Here is an 18589-nt window from a genome sequence, read left to right as displayed (position 1 = left end):
GAAATCACTATAGCCAGGGCGAGCGGAGCGATCCAGTAGCGTTTACCCTTCCGCCAGATACAACAGCGTTGTACATAGTACAATCCTGCCGTACATGCGTTCGGGGAGTTGGGAATGGGGAATGACGGCGTTGCCGCAGTAGAAAAGGCGCTGGCCTTGCTGGATTGCTTCAAGCCAGGGGCGGAAGCCCTGTCACTCGCGGCCCTGGCGCAGGCGTCGGGCATGCACAAGACCACGGTGTATCGGCTGATGAACTCGCTGGAGCGCATGAGCTATGTCATTCGCTCCGAGTCTGGTGCGTACTCGCTCGGGCCGCGCCTGCTGTATCTCGGCAAGCTCTATGAGCAGTCGTTCCACTTGTCTTCCGTGGTGGAACCGGTGCTGCACGCGCTGGCGGCAGCCACGCAAGAGAGCGCATCGTACTACGTCATCGATCACGGCCGGCGGCTATGCCTGTTCCGCGCTGAACCGTCGGAAGGCCTGCGCGAGACACGCCTGCCCGGCACGTCTCTTCCGCTGGACGATACGGCCATCAGCCACGTGCTGCGCTACTGGGGGCTGGGTGAAGCGTTGTATGACGAAGCACCGGCGTTGCCGCTGTTCACCTCCGGCGCGCGCGACCAACACACGGCGGCATTTGCCACGCCCGTCTTCGGCTCCAGCGACAAGTTCATGGCCGCGCTGACGCTATCGGGCGCAGCCTCTCGGCTCGAAGCTGCGCGCACCACTGGCGATTTCGTCACGAAGCAATTGCAGGCCGCGTCCGACCTGTCGCGCAAGCTTGGTGCAAGTGCGGCATTGTGCGAACGCGTCTACGGTGTTTGACGTGAAGGCGCTGCCTGAAGCTAAGCTCGCCCCTCCGGGCTAAGGGCGCCCCGCAGATTCAACCGAGGTTTGCTCTGCCGTCGCCGCTTCGGCGGGGCGCTTCGCATGGCCGATGCGCTGCGCGTGATAGATGCCGGTGTGGCCTGAGAAGAGATAGCTCACCACGCACGCGATGCCGGCAAACGTGCCGACTTCGGGGCCAAAAAGCTCCATCGCCATGAGGGTCGACGCGATGGGCGTATTGGCGGCGCCCGCAAACACCGCAACGAACCCAAGGCCGGCCAGCAACGGGAACGGCAGCGGCAACACATAACCGAGCGCATTGCCCAACGTGGCACCGATGTAAAACAGGGGCGTGACTTCGCCCCCTTTGAAACCCGAGGCCAGCGTCACGATGGTGAAAGCCGCCTTGCCGGCAAAGTCGTAGGCCGGCAGCGGGTTGTGGAAAGCATCCACGATGACGGGAATGCCGAGGCCCAGGTACTTGTCGGTACCCAGCGCCATGGCCGCAGCCACGACCACGCTGCCGCCCAGCACGGGGCGCAGCGGGCCAAACGCAATGTGATGCTTCAACAGTCGGCTGAGCCGGTGCGTGAGCGCCGCAAACGTCATCCCTGCCACACCGAAGACGATGCCGGCCACGACCACCAGGCCGATCGCGACCGGCGTGAGATGCGGCACAAAAGGAATCGCGTACGGCGTGTGGTGCACGCCTAGCAGCGGCGGAACCAGGTCACCCACGATGGCCGCGATAAAGCACGGCAGGATGGCGTCATAACGCAGACGCCCGATCGCGAGCACCTCCAGCCCGAAGACGGCACCGGCGAGCGGCGTGCCGAAGACCGATGCGAAACCTGCGCTGATGCCCGCCATCAGCAGGATGCGCCGGTCCGCCGGGGCCAGCGAAAACAGCCGCGTCAGATAATCCGCAAAGCTGCCACCCATCTGGACAGCCGTGCCCTCGCGCCCCGCTGAACCACCAAAGATGTGGGTAACAACGGTGCCCAGCAGGATGAGCGGCGCCATGCGCTTGGGCACGACACGCTTGGGGTCGTGGATCTCGTCGATCAGCAGGTTGTTGCCGCCTTCCACCGAGCGCCCCATGTAGTGGTAGAGCAAGCCGACGGCAAGCCCCGCCACGGGCAGAAACCACAGCAGCCAGGGGTGGGCGGTGCGCGTGTTGGTCGCCCAATCCAGCGCCAGCAGCAACACCGCAGAGCCCAGTCCAGCGAGCATGCCGACGAGCGATCCCAGCGAGAGCCAGCGCAGCAGATACCCGAACATGAGCAGCGGCTCGGAGCGTGTAAGCATTTTCTTCATGATGACCAGATTCGAAGAACTCAAACCTGAGCGACAGAACGTCGTTTGGGCGTGTGCCTACAACTTCCTTCGTTCAGGAACTTGTAGGCATCATCAGCCGGTTTCGTGATCCGCAGACCGGCGGTTAAGGGAGGCATGCCATCTCCACAAGGTTGGGCATTGTGCCTGAAGGCGGCCCAGGGGCACAAGCCGGCCTGGGCCTCGCTTGGCGCGCTGCCCGCCGCCTCACGGCTTGGCGAGCATCTCCTCGATCGCGTGCTCGAACACACTCAGACCTTGCGCGCCGACGATCAGCCGACCCTGCACCATGCCATCCACCACCCTGCCGACCACAAACGACGGGGTGCCGGAAATGCCCACGGAATGCGCGTACTGGTTATCCGCGTTGATCTCTGGAAGATACTTGTTGTCCGCCATGCACTTCTGATACTGGCCGGCGTCGAGCCCCAGGTCTTGGGCGTATGACGCCAGTGCAGCGGTGTCGATCCGGCTCTGGTTCTTGAACACCAGATCCTTCATTTCCCAATACTTGCTCTGATCACCCGCGCAGCGCACCGACTGCGCCGCGTTGATCGCGAAGGGATGGAAGTCGAGCGGGACGTCTCGCAAGACGTAGCGCATCTTGCCCGTATCGATGTACTTCTTCTTGAGCTCGGGAAATGTGGTGGCTTCAAAGCGCGCGCAGGACGGGCACTGGAAATCGGTAAAGGCGACCAACGTGATCGGCGCATTCGCCTTACCCAACACATGCTTTGCCGGCGCCTTGACGGACAGCGTGCGTGCCGGCGCGGCAGTGCCCGGGGCTGCAGGCGCGGCCTGGCGGGCCAACAGTTGGTGGATCTCTCGCAACTCGTTGAGGATGGCCTCGCCTTGTTGCTGGGTCATGGGCGCATCGGCATACGCAGCGCAGGAAAAGAGCGCGCTGCCGACGCAAACGGAGATGGCTGACCAGAACTTCATGTCTTTCCTTGCATACAGGTGGATGGAGGACTCGCGGGTCAGTGGCAGAACCCGGCCGTGCACACGCCGGACTGGCAGTCGCTTGAAACCAGGCAGGTCTGGCCGGCGGCGCACTTTTGGCAGGATCCGCCTCCACCGCAATCCACGTCCGTTTCAACACCGTTCTTGACGCCATCGAAACACGTCGGCCCCTGGCAGATGCCCGACGTGCACACGCCCGACCCACAATCGCCCGGCGCGGCGCAATGTTGGCCCACCGCACATGTTGTGCAGGTTCCGCCCCCGCAATCCACGTCGGTTTCCTGACCATCGCGCACGCCATCGGTGCAGGTGGGCGCCTGGCATGTGCCGCCCAGGCAGACATCCCCGCCTGTACAGTCGGCAGTCGTCGTGCAAGCTGCGGCAACGCAGCCGCCGGAACTGCAGGCGAAGTTGGCGGGGCAGACCACGCCGCAACCTCCGCAATTGTTCGAATCCGTTGCGGTATCGACGCATGCACCGCTGCAAGCGCTATACCCCGACGCGCACGAACAGGACACGGAGACGTTCGTCACGTTGCCGCTGACGGTTCCTGATCCATTCACCACCGGGCAGCTCAGATTGGCGGGCTGGCTCGATACGGTCACGACGTAGGGATTGCCGTAGGCCACCGCCGATGGAAACGTGAAGGCGCCGTTGACGCTGCGCGAGAGGCTGTCCCCGCCATTGTTCTTGAGCACGACCGTGCCGCTGCTCAAACCCGAGAGCGTTCCGCCCACGGTATAGGCGTTGGTCGTGCAGGTGACCGCAACGGTGCTGATGTCGCCCGCGCCCATGGAGCCGGCGCCGTTGGCAATGCTGCAGCTCTGCCCAGCCGGATTGGTCTGCACCGTGACTGAGAATCCACCGCCTTCTGCCACCGGCGTAGCAAAAGCGAAAGCGCCGTTGGCGGAACGGCTCAGGCTATCCGTGCCGTTGTTCTGCAGGACAACGGTGCCGTTCAACCCTGAAACCGAACCGCCAACCTTGAATGCATTCGTTGCACAGACCACCGACACGTTGCCGACATTGGCGGCCGAAACCGTACCGGCGCCATTGGTCACCGTGCACGTCTGCGTGGCCGGCTGCGTCGATACGATGACGTGATACGCCGCGCCGTTCGATACGCTGGTCGCAAAGGTGAACGTGCCGTTGGCGCCGATGGCGAGATCATCGCCCGCATTGTTCTGGAGCACCAAGGTTCCGGATAGGCCCGTCACCGAACCACCAATGGAGTAGCCCTGCGCCGCAGGTGCTGCAGGCCCCGTAGACCCGACAGAGGCCGCACCGGTCGTGCTGCCTCCATCCCCTCCGCCGCAACCGGACAGACCCAGGACAACACAGCAAGCCAGGAGCCTGCATGACAACTTTTTCGACACGCTCATTTGGAGCCTAGCGGGTGACCGCATTCAGAACGATGCCCGCGACGACATGCACGGCGCGCGGCAAGGCCACATCCCGCCTGCGGCTGTCCGCCGTTGGGGATGAACCACAAGGAAGCCATTGAAGTGGAGTCCGGAGAGGCTCGACACACTGCGCCAATTCGCCGCCGGAAGCAGCGTCTGGAGACACCTCACGCGTCAGCACTTGCGGCCGACGGCCGTTGTGCCGCAGCGCGTCGAACTCGGTCTGGCGCATGCGTGAAGCACGCCCAGTGAGGGCTGCCCGGCCATCGGCCCTTACCTTCGGGTGATGCCCTTACGCCGGGCAATCGGATTGGCGTAGGTGAGAGGAGCGATCAGCCGGCCCGTCAACGCCCGGCTTCCCCCGTCTTCAATCGACTTCTTCTTATAGGCATGTGTAATTTTGTGGCATAGGCTACACATTCGACCCCACAGCCGCAAGGGATATGTGGAGAGGAGATCGCACCGAGCGAGGATAGCCACGTCGGCGCGGATCGACAAAAGACTCTTCGTTGTTCAATGGCATTCACCAGTGTGACGATTCCGAGGCGGATTGTTCACTATGGATTCGTCCGGCATGCTCGATGAAGAGCCGCAGCTCAATCGAGACACCCAGACCTTGCCCCAGGAGCCACGCATGACCGCCAGCCTGATCTTCGACGATCGCCCGACCGATGCCGATACGCTGCTCGCTCGGGGTTCCGCCCTTGCGGGTGGCCTGCGCCGCATGGGCGTGCAGGAGGGCGACGTGATCGGCGTGCTGCTGCGCAATGCGCCTGCCTACATCGACGTGATGCACGCCTGCCGCATCGCCGGGTGCTACTTCTGCCCCATCAACTGGCACTTCACGCCGGCCGAGGTGGAGTTTCTCGTGCGCGATTCCGGCGCCAAGGTGTTGATCGGCCATCGCGACCTCGTGGATGCGGTGGAACCGATGCTGCCGGCCCACGTGCAACTGCTTCGCGTGGATGCCGAAGGCACCGACCGCGCTGACGGCTATGCCAACTGGCTCGCGCTGCAGACGCCGTACGACGGGCCACTGGTTTCTCCGCGGGGGCACATGGCCTATACGTCGGGCACCACCGGCCGGCCCAAGGGTGTCGTGCGCCAGGCCGTGCCGCTCGATCAGCTCGACGCGCACCTGCAGAAGGCACGGGCCGTGGTGGCCGCCACGTTCGGTATCGTGCCGGGCTGCCGTGCGCTGGTGCCCGCGCCGCTCTATCACAGCGCGCCGAGCCTCTTCGCTCAGCAAGCCGCGCAGATGGCGGAGCTGCTGGTGTTGAACGCGCGCTTTGACGCGCTGCGCGTGCTGGAGCAGATCGAGCGCTACCGCATCGACACCGTCTACCTCGTGCCCATCATGTATGTGCGCCTGCTCAAGTTGACGGACGAAGAACGCAGCCGGTACGACCTGTCTTCACTGCGCTTCGTGGCCTCCACCGGCGCCCCATGCGCGCCCGAGATCAAGCGCAAGATGATCGACTGGCTCGGCCCCGTCATATACGAAACGTATGCATCGAGCGAGACCGGCATGATCACCGTGATGGACCCGCGCGACGCCGCCGCCCGCCCCGGCAGCGCTGGCCGCCCGGTGTGCGACGCGCGCGTGCGCATCCTGCGCGAAGACGGCACGCCCTGCCCCACCGGCGAGATCGGCCTGATCTACAGCCACCAGCCCGCCTACCCCGATTTCACCTACCGCGGCAACGACGAAGCACGCGGCAAGATAGAGCGCGATGGCCTCGTTACGCTCGGCGACATGGGCTACCTCGACGCGGACGGCTATCTGTATGTGTGCGACCGCGCATCGGACATGGTCATCTCGGGCGGCGTGAACATCTACCCGGCCGAGATCGAACATGCGCTACTGCGACACCCCGATGTGGTCGACTGCGCTGTCTTTGGCGTGCCCGACGACGAGTACGGCGAGCGCCTTGTCGCGGTGGTCCAGACCGAACGCCAAGACCTGCTGGCCGAGCCCGTGATCGAGTGGCTGCGCGGCCAGATTGCCGGCTTCAAGATCCCGCGCCAGATCGAGTTCACCACAGCGCTGCCGCGCGACGACAACGGCAAGATCGCCAAGCGCCGCCTGCGCGATGCCTGGTGGGGCGACCGGCAGCGGCGCGTATGACGGCGCACGAACCGCTGCCCGAACCGATCACGCGACAGCAGCCTCCTGGGCCGTGCCGGACTTGGCGAACAGCGTGCGCTCCGTGAACTTGATGTTCTGCGGATCGTAGTACGGGTCGGCCCATGCGCTGGTCGTCTTCAGCACCAGCGGCTTGTCGGCTGTGGCCTTGGATTCCCCTGCGCGGAACCGGTAATGGTCGAACAGGCGGATGGCCTCGATCGCATAGGCCGTGACGATGGCGGGGTCATAGATGGCGATCAGGCTGTCGCCGTTCTGTTCCTCGCCGCCCTTCGACAGGTTGGACGAGCCGCAGAACACGACCGGCTCGTCGCCATTGAAATCGCACACGACAAACTTGTGGTGGATGTGCTGGCCGGTGCCGGCATCCACCTCCTGCTTGAACGGCGCAGGCGCTTCGTCCTTCAAATACGCGAACGACACGGTTTGAGACGGCACGTCGCGGCCGGGGGCGAAGGCATCCACACCGCCCTGTTTGTCGATCACGCCCAGCGAGAGCAGCCCAGCCTTGTGCGGCACCACCTGTTCGAGCGTGGTCAGCATCTCGCCGCCGCCGTCGGTAGCCATCACCGCAAACAGCACGGAGGACAGCGCGCCCTTCACGCGGTCAGCCGCCTCCGTCAGCAACGCGTCGGTCTGATGCGGCGAGAAGCCGAAGCGCGCACGCGGCGTGCTGCCTTGCGGCACGGCCTTCCAGTTGGCAGCCAGCGCATCGGCACGGAAGGCAGCCGCCACCTTGCGGCTGCCGGCGGCGTCTTCACCATGCTGGCCGATCAACCCCCATAGATGCTCGAACACCTGCGCGTAGAGTTGCGCGGCGTCTTGCCCGAACACCAGCACGCTGTTGGCCTGCACGTACAACCCGCGCAGCGAGAAATTGGCCGAGCCCGCAAGCACGCGCACCGGCTTGCCGCCAGCATCGCGCAGCAGGATCGCCTTGTGGTGCTGGAAGCGTGCAAGGTGCGTGCGGCGGACCTCCGCGCCAGCCTGCGTGAAGTATTCAGCGGCCTGCGTCTCAAACGCGTTGTCGGTGCCGTGGCCCGCCGGGTTGGCGCCGGTGCTGACGTAGTTGTCCTGAATCACGCGGACCTTGCGGCCGTTTTGCGCAAGCCACGCAATGGCACGGATGATGTCCGGCTCGTCCAGGTCATAGGCCAGCACGTCGATGCCGTAGCCGTCGGATGCCTTGCACTGGTTCAGTAGATCGATGATGAGGCGGCGGCCCGTGGCGCCCAGGTAGGCGTACTTGTTCTGATACGGCTGCGTGTCGTACAGCAGCGGCGATTTTGTCTGCGCGCGCTTCTCTGGCGCCAGCGCCGTGTTGCCGCCGTAGTGATCGATGAACGCCTGCGACGACACATAGCCACGCACCATGCCCACGGTGGCCCAATCGCTCATTGGCTGCTGCAGCGTTACAGCCACCGTGCGCGTGGCGCGCGTCTCCAGTTGCACGGGGTTCGCCGACGCAAAGTAACGCGCGTGCACGGTGTAGCTGAGCTGAGCAGCCTCATGCGGCGGAAAGTGAACCCAGTGGAACGACTGAAACGGCGCGTCGATGGAATCGGCATACTTGCCGGCCTTCAGCGGCGCATCTGCATGGATGGGCGTGTCGAACGTCAAGCGGTTGGGCACCCAATATGGCGCCCCGCCCTGCGGTGTGCACTGGATGGCAAAACCGGCCAGATCGGCGCGGTCTGCATCGGCCACATCAAAGGCGAACAGCACCGCGCTGTCGCCCTGATACACCTTCACCTGAAATGAATCGACGGATGTCGCCATGGAAGCCTCCTGGGGTGGCAAAGCATCCATCCAGTAAGCACGGCGATTGTGACAACCATCTGACGCACGGCACCAAACCTAGCTGCCATGCGGGTTGGCAGGCGGAGAATTCAACCCGGCTTCAACCCGATCTGCGTATGCGTCTGCAACTGGATGCGTCGTCTCCAGCGCGGCGCATGTCACCCATGCGCCCCTTCACTTGCCACGCTCAACCAAGCCCCGCCAACGGATGCGCCTGCGTCCGCCAAGGCGACGTCAGAAAATGCCGCACCCGCTCCGGCCGCACCTGTGGCAGCGTTGCCGGCGCCCAGCCGGGGCGGTGATCCTTGTCTACCAGATGCGCACGCACGCCTTCACAGAAATCGCCGTCCTGGATTCCGCGCGCCACGATGCCCAACTCCATCTGGAAGCACTCGGCCAGTGACAGCTGCCGACCGCGCAGCAGCGCTTCGCGTGTGACGTGCAGCATCGTCGGCGAGTGTGAAGTCATTGCATCAAGCGTGGATTGCAGCCATTGGCGCGGCTCGCGGGCCTGCTCGCGCTCCAGGCTCTCGCGCAGCGTGGCGACAATGCGATCGACCGACGAACGGCGATCGAAATAGCGCAGCACCCACGGCGTTGCCTGTGCCAGCGGCGCGTGCGGCACGACGTTGCACGGCGGTTCGAACACGCGGCGCAGGGCCTGCATGAGGTCGCCATCGTGCGGCATGCGCTGCAGGCGCTCTTCGAAGGAGGCGAGCCATTCGGCCGGCACGCACACATCGGCCAAGTGGCAATGCAGCGCGTCAGCACCCGTCAGCGTCACGCCCGTCAGCCCGACATACAGCTCAAGCTCGGGCGACATCACGCTCAAAAAGCGCGTGGCGCCCACGTCGGGCAGAAAGCCGATGCGCGTCTCCGGCATCGCCATCTTCGTGCGCTCGGTCACGACACGCAGGCGTGCGGCCTGCCCCAGGCCCATGCCCCCGCCCATGGTGATGCCGTCCATCAGCGCCACGATGGGTTTCGGGAATTGATGCAGCGCGTAGTCGAGCCGGTATTCGTCGATAAAGAACTGCAGCCAGCCGTCGTCGCCATCCATGCGGCCCTGCTGCGCAAGCTGATAGAGCGAGCGCACGTCGCCGCCCGCGCAGAAGCCTTTCTGGCCTGCACCGCGCAGCACCAGCGCGACGATGCCGTCATCGTGGCGGCATTGCTCCAGCAGCGTCGCCAACTGGCGCACCATGCCGTGCGACAGCGCATTCAGGGCTGCCGGCCGGTTCAAGGTGATGACGGCAACGCGGTTCACCACGCGCATCAACACCTCGGGTTCGGCAGCGCCAGTCTCGGGCAGCGTCGCCCGACGTTGGACGGCACTCATTGCAGCGTCTCCGATTCATGTGCGGAATGCCAGCGCGGCGCGCGTTTCTCAAGGAAGGCGTTCACGCCTTCGCGCTGGTCCGGATGGTCAAACAGATCGACAAAGCGCTCGCGCTCCACGGCCAGCGCCGCGCCGCGCGGCACGCCGTTGCGCGCCTGGTGGATGAGTTGCTTGCTGAACGTGACGGCCTGCGGGCTCAACGTTGTTACACGCAGCGCCATGGCAATGGCGGCTTCGCGTGCGGCTCCGGTTTCCACGACCTCCTCGACCAGGCCGATACGCAGGGCGGTCTGCGCATCGACGCGCTCGCCAGTCAGGATCATGCGCTTGGCCCAGCCTTCACCCACGAGCCAGGGCAGCGTCTGGGTGCCGCAACCGCAGCACAGCAGACCGACAGCCGTCTCGGGCACGGCCAGCTTGGCGTGCGCTTCGGCGATGCGGATGTCGCATGCCAGCCCGCACTCTAGCCCGCCCCCCATTGCAAAGCCGTTGATGGCTGCGATCACCACGGGCCGCGCATTCTGCAGCGCTTCAAACGCGGCGCCGAAGCGCGCAGCAGCCTCGCGAGCCACATCGCGGTCGCCATCGGCAAAGGTGTTGAGGTCAGCGCCCGCGCTGAAGAACTTCGGCCCGTCGCCGGTGATGACGATGGCGCGCACGCGTGCGTCGGCGTTCAATCGTTCGACGGTGGCTTGCAGTTGCAGCAGACCTTCCGGCGTGAAGGCGTTGGCCGGCGGACGCTTGAGCGTCAGCAGGGCAATGGTGCCCTGATGCAGCGTTTCCAGTTCGATCATCACGCCGCTCCGTCTTTCCGATAGAGCTTGATGACAGCGGAGAAATCCAGCTTGCCATCGCCCTTGCTGCTCACGGTCTGGTAAAGCTGCTGCGCGAGCGCCCCAAGGTAGACGGGCTGACGGACGGACTTTGCCGCGTCGCCGGCCAGGCCCAGGTCTTTGAGCATCAGGTCGGTGCCGAAGCCGCCCGTGTAGCCGCGCGAGGATGGCGCGGTCTCGATCACGCCCGGGAACGGGTTGTAGGTGTCGGAACTCCAGCAGCGCCCCGTCGATGTGTTGATGATGCCGCCGAGCACCTTCGGGTCGATGCCGAGCGCCTCGCCCAATGACATGGCTTCAGCCACGCCAGCCATGGTGATGCCGAGCACGAGGTTGTTGCAGATCTTCGCACCCTGCCCTGCACCCGTGTCACCGCAATGCACAAGGTTCTTACCCATGGCCGACAGCACGGGGCGCACCTGCTCGAATGCCGCCGCGCTGCCGCCTACCATGAAGGTCAGCGTGCCAGCGGCTGCACCGCCCGTTCCACCGGAAACTGGCGCATCGACGAAGGGGTTGCCATGCTCGGCTGCCAGCGCGGCAAGCGCCTTGGCGCTGGCAGGGTCGATGGTGCTGGAATCGATGATCGGCACGCCCTTGGCAATGCCGGCCAGCACGCCGTCTTCTGCCGTCAGTACATGGCGCACATGCGCCGCGGCAGGCAGCATGGTGATGACGGTTTCGGCACCCGCCGCTGCCTCCTTGGGCGATGCCGCTGCCGTGGCGCCGGCTTCCACCAGCGCGCCCACCGCTTGCGTGTTCAGATCAAACACGGTCAGCGCGTGGCCCGCCTTGAGCAGGTTGTGCGCCATCGGGGCGCCCATGTTGCCCAGGCCGATGAATGCGATTTTCATGACAACGCTCCTGGTGCGATCAGCGCAGGCTGATGGTGGTATTCACGCCGCCGGCGTCGACCGCGTCATCAAACCAGCGCGCCGTCACCGTCTTCGTTTGCGTGTAGAACTGCACGACTTGCTTGCCGTACGGGCCCAGGTCGCCCAGCTTGGAGCCGCGAGAGCCGGTAAAGCTGAAGTACGGCACGGGCACCGGAATGGGAATGTTGATACCGACCTGCCCGACGTCGATCTCGCTCTGGAACTTGCGTGCCGATGCGCCGCTCTGCGTGAACAGCCCCACGCCGTTGCCGAACGGGTTGGCGTTGACCAGCGCAATGGCGTCGTCCAGCGTGGGCACAGTCAGCACCAGCAGCACGGGGCCGAAGATTTCGTTGGTGTAGATGTCCATGTCGGTCTTCACGTCGGTGAAGATCGTCGGGCCGATGAAGTTGCCGTCTTCGTAACCGGTCACGCGCACGTTGCGGCCATCGAGCGCCAGCGTGGCGCCCTGCTGCACGCCCGACTCGATCAGGCCGAGGATGCGCTGCTTGGCCGCACGCGAGACCACCGGGCCGACGTCGGTACCCGGCTCCACACCGGCGTTCACCTTGAGCGCCTTGGCTTTCTGCACCAGGTCTGGCAGCCACTGCTGCGCTGCGCCCACCAGCACGACCACGGAGGTCGCCATACACCGCTGCCCAGCCGCGCCAAAGCCCGCGCCGACGAGCGCATTGATGGCCTGGTCGCGGTTCGCATCGGGCAGCACCACGGCGTGGTTCTTCGCGCCCATCATCGATTGCACGCGCTTACCGTGCTCGCTGCCAAGTCGATACACATGCGTACCGACCGCGGTGGAACCCACAAACGAAATCGCCTTGACGTGTTCGTGTGTGCACAGTGCATCCACCACGTCCTTGCCGCCATGCACGACGTTCAGCACGCCCGGCGGCACACCGGCTTCCAGCGCCAGCTCCACCAGTTGCATGGTCGACAGCGGGTCCTGCTCCGAAGGCTTGAGCACGAACGTGTTGCCGCACACGATCGCCATCGGGAACATCCACAGCGGGATCATGGCCGGGAAGTTGAACGGCGTAATGCCAGCGCACACGCCAATCGGCTGGCGCAGCGTGTAGGTATCGACCGCGCCGGCCACGTTCTCCAGGAATTCACCCTGCTGCAGCGAGCCCACCGAGCAGGCGTGTTCCACCACTTCCAGCCCGCGGAAGATGTCGCCTTCTGCATCGGGCAGCGTCTTGCCCTGCTCGGCCGTGAGCGTGCGCGCGATGCGCGGCGAGTGCTCACGAATCAGCGCCTGGAACTTCAGCATGATGCGCATGCGTGCGCCCACCGGCGTGTTCTTCCATTTGGCGAACGCGGCGTGCGCCGAGCGGATGGCCGCATCCACTTCATCCGCCGTGGCAAACGGCACACGGGCCAGCACTTCCTGCGTGGCGGGGTTGACGATATCGCGCCATTCCTCCGACTGCGATTCGACAAACTCGCCACCAATCAGCAGCTTGACGGTGGGCGGGGTGTCCTGCTGTGCGGCAGGCTTGGCGGAAGCGAGAGAGGCAACGGCGCTCATGAGGGTCTCCTGGCGAATCGGTATCGGTAGCGGTGGCGGGTTCAATGCGGGATGGGCAAATCAGGCGAAGTCTTCTTCCCAGTACTCGCCGGGCATGCGGGCGGGCTGGGGGGTGCGTTCAAGTTCCAGGCGGCGCAGTTCCACACGCCGGATCTTTCCGGAAATGGTCTTGGGCAGCTCACTGAACTGCAGGCGGCGGATGCGCTTGTAGGGGGCCAGCTTTTCGCGCGAGAAGAGGAACACGGCGCGCGCCAGTTCAGGGCCGGCTTCGTAGCCCTGGCGCACCGTCACGAACGCCTTGGGCACCGACAGGCGCAGCGGGTCGGAACTCGGCACCACGGCCGCCTCGGCAATGGCTTCGTGCTCGATCAATACGCTTTCCAGCTCGAACGGGCTCAGGCGGTAGTCCGACGACTTGAACACATCATCGGTGCGGCCCACGTAGACGAAGTAGCCATCGTCGCGGCGCATGGCGACATCGGACGTGTGGTAGTAGCCGTTGCGCATCGCCTCGGCCGTGGCGCGTTCATTGTTGGCGTAGCCCTGCATCAGGCCGAGCGGGCGGTGCGAGAGCGGCAGCACGATCTCACCTTCGCTGGCCGGCTGATCGTCATGGTCGACGAGTTCGACGCGGTAGCCCGGCAGCGGGCGCCCGACCGAGCCCGGCACCACCGGCTGCCCGGGGGTGTTGCCGATCTGGCAGGTGGTTTCGGTCTGGCCAAAGCCGTCGCGGATGGTCACGCCCCAGGCGCTGCGCACGCGCTCGATGATCTCCGGGTTCAGCGGCTCGCCCGCACCGACAATCTCGCGCAGCTTGACGGCATACGACGCCAGCGGCTCCTGCACCAGCATGCGCCACACGGTGGGCGGCGCGCACAGCGTGGTCACGTTAAAGCGCACCAGCACATCCAGCGTATCCTTCGGCACAAAGCGCGCGTAGTTGTAGACGAACACGCAGGCCTGCGCATTCCACGGTGCGAAGAAGCAGCTCCACGCATGCTTGGCCCAGCCGGGCGAGCTGATGTTCCAGTGGATATCGCCGGGCTGCAGCCCGATCCAGTACATCGTCGACAGGTGCCCGACCGGATAGCTCTGGTGCGTGTGTTCAACCAGTTTCGGCTTAGACGTGGTGCCAGAGGTGAAGTACAGCAGCAGCGGGTCGGTCGCCTTGGTCGGGCCGTCGGGAACAAACTGCGCGGGCGCCTCGTAGGCTGCGCCCAGGTCGACCCAGCCATCACGCTGCGCGCCCACCGCGATGCGCTTGACGCTCGCATCCACACCGTCGAACTTGTGCAGCTCCGCCGCGTCGACCACCACGCATGTGGCGCCGCCGAGTTCCACGCGGTCGCGCACGTCGTCTGGCGAGAGCTGCGTGGTGGCCGGCAGCACCACCGCGCCCAGCTTCATCGCCGCGAGCATCACGTCCCACAGTTCAACGCGGTTGGGCAGCATCAGCAGCAGGCGGTCACCCCGCACGATGCCCAGCCCGCGCAGGAAATTCGCCATGCGCGACGAGCGCTCCGACATCTGCGCAAACGAAAGCTTCAACCCGCCGCTTTGCGGGTCATCAACGATCCACAGCGCCGGGTTGTCGTTGCCGCGCGCCATCACATCGAAGTAATCGAGCGCCCAGTTGAACGTGTCCAGCGTCGGCCACGCGAACTCGCGATACGCGCGGTCGTAGTCGGTGCGATGGCGCAGCAGAAAATCGCGCGCTTCCACAAAACCCTGTGCTGCAGATACCGCTTGGTTCATCGTCGTCTCCTGGTCGGCGCGTCTGCGCTCTTTCGTATTCGGTCGATGTGCGCGGTGCGTGCTAGACGTGCCGCGCGATCACCATCCGCTGGACTTCGCTGGTGCCTTCGTAGATCTGGGTAATCCGTGCGTCGCGGTAATGGCGCTCGACGGCGTAGTCGGCCAGGTAGCCATAGCCGCCGTGGATCTGGATGGCGTTAGAGCAGATTTCCTCGGCCAACTCGGACGCATAGAGCTTGGCCTGCGAGGCCTCCGACAGGCACGGCTTGTCTGCGCTGCGCAGGCGCGCCGCGTGGTGAACGAGCAGGCGCGCCGCGTTCAGACGCGTGGCCATGTCGGCCAGCATGTTGGCGATGGTCTGGTGCTCGCGCAGCGCTTTGCCGAACTGGATGCGCTCATTGGCGTAGTTGCGCGCGGCATCGAATGCGGCGCGGGCAATGCCCACGGCCTGCGCGGCAATGCCGATGCGCCCGCCTTCCAGGTTCGACAGCGCGATCTTCAGGCCTTCGCCGCGCTCGCCCAGCAGGTTCTCTTCGGGCACGGCGCAGTCTTCGAGCGTGATCGGGCACGTATCCGACGCGCGAATGCCGAGCTTGTGTTCCGGCCGCCCAACATGGAAGCCCGGGGTATCGGTCGGCACGATGAAGGCGGAGATGCCGCGCTTGCCGGCTTCGGGGTCAGTCACGGCAAATACGATGGCGATGTCTGCCCGCGCACCGTTTGTCACGAACTGCTTGTTGCCGTTGAGCACCCACTTGCCATCGCGCAGCACGGCACGCGTGCGCAGGTTGTTGGCTTCGGAGCCGGCGTGCGGCTCGGTCAGGCAAAACGCGCCAATCGCGCGGCCCGTGGCCAGATCCGGCAGGTAACGCGCCTTCTGCGCCTCGGTGCCGAATTTCAGGATGGGGCCGCAGCCGACCGAGTTGTGCACGCTCATCATCGTCGCGCTGGCAGCGCACCCGGCGGCAACCTCTTCCAGCGCGAGCGCATAGGCTACGTAGTCGGTGTACGAACCGCCCCACTCCGCCGGCACGATCATGCCCAGCAGGCCCAGCTCGCCCATCTCGCGCACCACGTCATCCGGCAGTGCAGCATCGCGGTCCCACTGCGCAGCGTTGGGCGCCAGGCGCTCGGTGGCAAAGTCGCGCGCAGCGTCGTGGATCATCCGCTGCTCTTCGGTATAGAAGTCGTCCATCGCTTGGCTCTTGCTTGGTTGCTGACCGGCGCCGCGTGACGCTGCCTCTGCAGGCGCCTTACACTGTGCAGCCTGCGGCGCTTGGGTTCGATGGGGAAAAAGTGTAGGCACGCGGCTGGGCGGCTTCGATGCCCGTCACGATCAACTTGCGTGAGCGGATTTGCCATACCGATGAAAAACAACGAAAAGGGAACCGTCTCTGTCAGCCTCGTCAACGAGGCCGTGACACGTGCGCGCGCGCATGGTGTGGACATGCAGCCCATCATGGCGGCTGCGGGCATCACACCGCAGATGCTGGCGCAGCCGCGCAGCCGCGTGTCGTCTGCACAGTACGGCGCGCTGTGGGCCGGCATTGCGCAGGCCATGGACGACGAGTTCTTCGGGCAGGATGCGCACCCCATGCGCTGGGGCAGCTTCGTGGCGATGACGCAAGCGGCGCTCACGGCGCGCACCGGCCGGCAGGCGCTGGCGCGGGCCGTCGGTTTTCTGCGGCTGGTGCTGGACGACCTGCATGTGCAGATCGAAGAAGGCCCGGATCGCGTGCGCCTCGTCTTCGTGCACCGCAAGGGCACTCGGGTGCCGCCCATGTTCACCTACGCCACGTGGCTCATCATGGTGTACGGCCTGGTGTGCTGGCTGGTGGGGCGGCGCATTCCGTTCATTGCCGCGCGCTTCCGTTGTGCGGCGCCACAAGATGCGCAGGAATACCGCCTGATGTTCTGCGACGACATGGCGTTCAAGCAGGACGCCTCGTACGTCGATCTTTCGCCGGGCTTCCTGGAACTGCCTGTCATCCAGACGGCAGCGTCCATCAAGACCTTCCTGCGCGATGCGCCGGGCAACTTCATCGTCAAGTACCGCAACCCGGATTCATTTGCGGCGCGCGTGCGCAAAATGCTGCGCAACCTGCCGGTCGCGAGTTGGCCGGCGTCTGACGCAATGGCGCTCAAACTGAACGTGGCCGAAGCGACGATGCGCCGGCGCCTGAAGCTCGAAGGCCACACGTATCAGTCCATCAAGGATGACCTGCGGCGCGACATTGCCATCGGCCAGTTGCAGGACACGCGCCGCACGATCGCCGACATTGCCATCGCTGTGGGCTTTGCAGAACCGAGCGCCTTCCACCGCGCCTTCCGCAAGTGGACGGGCATGCGGCCGACGGACTATCGGCTGGCCAGCGCAGACTGAGGCTGCGCAGCGACGGCGTCTTCGCTCGTGCCGCTGACTTCGCGCAGCGTCTCCAGAAAGGCCTTCAGCACCGGCGAGTGATCGTCCACGCGATAGTGCACGTACAGCGGCACGGCTGGCAGCGCGAAGGTGTGGCGGACCTGATGGCGTGCGCCTGACGGTTCAGGCGTCGAGCCGCAGCGCCATGTGTTCTTCGTCGTAGAAGCGGTTACCGACACGCATGGCGCGGCGCTCGATGCCGAAGGTCTCGAAACCCGCGTTGCGATACAGCGCTTGCGCACGCGGGTTTTCAGCGTTGACGCAGAGATGGATCTGCAGCACCTGCGCAGCACGCGCATGCGCAATGGCGGCATTCAGCAGACGGCTGGCAATACCGCCCCGCCGATGCGCGGGGTCAACAAACACGCCCCACAGCACGGCCTTGTGTGCGACTTGCGCGAGCGCTTCACGCCGCAACCCGGCAATACCGATCAGTTCGTGCCCCGCAAAGGCACCAAACACGATCTGATGCGCAGTCGCCCGGATGCGGTTGCAGGTTTCTTCCAGCGTGCGCCCCGACTCTTCATCGTGCGTCGGCCAGATGGCGGTGGGCGCGTCTTGAATGGCCTTCAGGCGCAGCGCCTTGAAGGCTTCGGCATCGTCGTCGGTCAACGGGCGGATGGCGATGTCGCTCATGGCTGTTTGGCCTCCACGGTGAACGCATCGCCGGTCTCAAAGAATGCACCGCCTGCAAGGTAGTGCACGGTCTTGCTGCTCGCATCGGTGAAGTGCCAGCGGCCGTTGCTGAACAGCGCTGGGTCCGCCCACGCGGCTGTCACTTCAGCGATGAACAGGTCGTAGCGCTTCTCATTGTGCGGCTCGGGAATGACGCGGCATTCCAGCCACCCTGCGCAACCGGCTACCAGCGGCACGTCGATCGTGCGGGCGGGCATGGTGGCAAGGCCGAGCGCATCGAACTTGTCGCCGTCGCGGCCCGAGAGCGTGCCGACCGCGAGTGTGGTTTCGGCGATGGCGCGGGTGGGAATGTTCAGTGCGAAGACACCGGAAGCTTCGATCAGCTCGCGAGTGAGGGTGCGGCTGTCGACCACGACAAGCACCTTGGGCGGGTCAAAGTCGAGTGGCATCGCCCAGGCGGCTGCCATGACGTTGCGCACACCGTTGTGGGCACTGGTGACCAGCGTGGTCGGGCCGTGGTTCAGGAGGCGGTAGGACTTTGCCAGTTCTACTGGGGCGAGTGTGGGGGGATTGGGCATGATGGCGCGGGGACTGAGGGGAGGCGTCATCATAGGTCAATGGGGTTGGAAGTGTTGGGGGTGGTTTTTGTGCTGTTCTTTTGTTGGTGGTCCATCCCCCTTTCGTACCCTGCCGGGCACGACTCACTTT

At 65.1% G+C, this 18589-nt stretch carries 16 protein-coding genes and 1 riboswitch; of the genes, 3 read left to right on the top strand and 13 right to left on the bottom strand.

The genetic code is table 11. The annotated features are described in order from the left end of the window. The first annotated feature begins 114 nt into the window (after window positions 1-114). A complete protein-coding gene (locus tag BG83_RS0119715; protein ID WP_024978321.1) occupies window positions 115-825 on the top strand; it encodes an IclR family transcriptional regulator in 711 nt (236 codons plus the stop codon). Between the two features lie 39 nt (window positions 826-864). Here BG83_RS0119715 and BG83_RS0119710 read toward each other — a convergent pair whose 3' ends face one another. From BG83_RS0119710 to BG83_RS28360, 3 genes are all read right to left on the bottom strand, one after another. Beyond that, window positions 865-2145, bottom strand: coding sequence for a voltage-gated chloride channel family protein (locus tag BG83_RS0119710; protein ID WP_024978320.1), 1281 nt, complete (start codon window positions 2143-2145; stop codon window positions 865-867). Between the two features lie 77 nt (window positions 2146-2222). Beyond that, a riboswitch (Fluoride riboswitch) is annotated at window positions 2223-2300 on the bottom strand. A 70-nt stretch (window positions 2301-2370) separates the two neighbouring features. After that, on the bottom strand, window positions 2371-3030 hold the full coding sequence (locus BG83_RS27930; protein ID WP_160169397.1) for a DsbA family protein: 660 nt from the start codon (window positions 3028-3030) through the stop codon (window positions 2371-2373). A 113-nt stretch (window positions 3031-3143) separates the two neighbouring features. After that, on the bottom strand, window positions 3144-4319 hold the full coding sequence (locus tag BG83_RS28360; protein ID WP_152543732.1) for a hypothetical protein: 1176 nt from the start codon (window positions 4317-4319) through the stop codon (window positions 3144-3146). A gap of 844 nt (window positions 4320-5163) precedes the next feature. Here BG83_RS28360 and BG83_RS0119695 point away from each other — a divergent pair. Further along, window positions 5164-6657, top strand: a complete 1494-nt coding sequence (locus BG83_RS0119695; RefSeq protein WP_024978317.1) for an acyl-CoA synthetase — start codon at window positions 5164-5166, stop codon at window positions 6655-6657. Between the two features lie 27 nt (window positions 6658-6684). Here BG83_RS0119695 and BG83_RS0119690 read toward each other — a convergent pair whose 3' ends face one another. The 7 genes from BG83_RS0119690 to BG83_RS0119660 form a co-directional block, all read right to left on the bottom strand. Further along, window positions 6685-8454, bottom strand: coding sequence for a phospholipase D-like domain-containing protein (locus BG83_RS0119690; protein WP_024978316.1), 1770 nt, complete (start codon window positions 8452-8454; stop codon window positions 6685-6687). Window positions 8455-8662: 208 nt separating this feature from the next. Then, window positions 8663-9814, bottom strand: coding sequence for an enoyl-CoA hydratase/isomerase family protein (locus BG83_RS0119685; RefSeq protein ID WP_024978315.1), 1152 nt, complete (start codon window positions 9812-9814; stop codon window positions 8663-8665). After that, complete coding sequence (locus BG83_RS0119680) at window positions 9811-10608, bottom strand: enoyl-CoA hydratase (protein WP_024978314.1); 798 nt, start codon at window positions 10606-10608, stop codon at window positions 9811-9813. Before BG83_RS0119680 ends, BG83_RS0119685 begins: the two co-directional genes overlap by 4 nt. Next, window positions 10608-11501, bottom strand: coding sequence for a 3-hydroxyisobutyrate dehydrogenase (gene mmsB / locus BG83_RS0119675; RefSeq protein WP_024978313.1), 894 nt, complete (start codon window positions 11499-11501; stop codon window positions 10608-10610). Before mmsB ends, BG83_RS0119680 begins: the two co-directional genes overlap by 1 nt. A gap of 19 nt (window positions 11502-11520) precedes the next feature. Next, window positions 11521-13068 (bottom strand): CoA-acylating methylmalonate-semialdehyde dehydrogenase, encoded by a 1548-nt coding sequence (locus BG83_RS0119670; protein WP_024978312.1) that lies wholly within the window; start codon window positions 13066-13068, stop codon window positions 11521-11523. Window positions 13069-13128: 60 nt separating this feature from the next. Continuing rightward, entirely contained in the window at window positions 13129-14823 is a 1695-nt protein-coding gene (locus tag BG83_RS0119665) for an AMP-binding protein (RefSeq protein ID WP_024978311.1), read from the bottom strand. A 61-nt stretch (window positions 14824-14884) separates the two neighbouring features. Next, window positions 14885-16018, bottom strand: coding sequence for an acyl-CoA dehydrogenase (locus tag BG83_RS0119660; protein ID WP_024978310.1), 1134 nt, complete (start codon window positions 16016-16018; stop codon window positions 14885-14887). 171 nt (window positions 16019-16189) lie between these two features. Between BG83_RS0119660 and BG83_RS0119655 the strand changes: the two genes are divergently transcribed. Then, the gene (locus tag BG83_RS0119655) at window positions 16190-17206 is read left to right on the top strand and encodes an AraC family transcriptional regulator (RefSeq protein ID WP_200869059.1); all 1017 of its coding nucleotides are present in this window, start codon (window positions 16190-16192) and stop codon (window positions 17204-17206) included. Here BG83_RS0119655 and BG83_RS29560 read toward each other — a convergent pair. The 3 genes from BG83_RS29560 to BG83_RS0119640 are packed head-to-tail and all read right to left on the bottom strand — an operon-like array spanning window position 17182 to window position 18492. Next, complete coding sequence (locus BG83_RS29560) at window positions 17182-17319, bottom strand: hypothetical protein (protein WP_160169396.1); 138 nt, start codon at window positions 17317-17319, stop codon at window positions 17182-17184. The genes BG83_RS0119655 and BG83_RS29560 overlap by 25 nt on opposite strands. A 49-nt stretch (window positions 17320-17368) precedes the next feature. Next, a complete protein-coding gene (locus BG83_RS0119645; RefSeq protein ID WP_037032122.1) occupies window positions 17369-17881 on the bottom strand; it encodes a GNAT family N-acetyltransferase in 513 nt (170 codons plus the stop codon). Continuing rightward, window positions 17878-18492 (bottom strand): flavin reductase family protein, encoded by a 615-nt coding sequence (locus tag BG83_RS0119640; protein WP_024978307.1) that lies wholly within the window; start codon window positions 18490-18492, stop codon window positions 17878-17880. The genes BG83_RS0119645 and BG83_RS0119640 overlap by 4 nt, the downstream gene beginning before the upstream one ends. Window positions 18493-18589: the final 97 nt, after the last annotated feature.

The organism is Ralstonia pickettii (assembly GCF_000607165.1).
GTDB classification, from domain to species: Bacteria; Pseudomonadota; Gammaproteobacteria; order Burkholderiales; family Burkholderiaceae; genus Ralstonia; species Ralstonia holmesii.
This window is presented reverse-complemented; position numbering and strand designations above follow the sequence as displayed.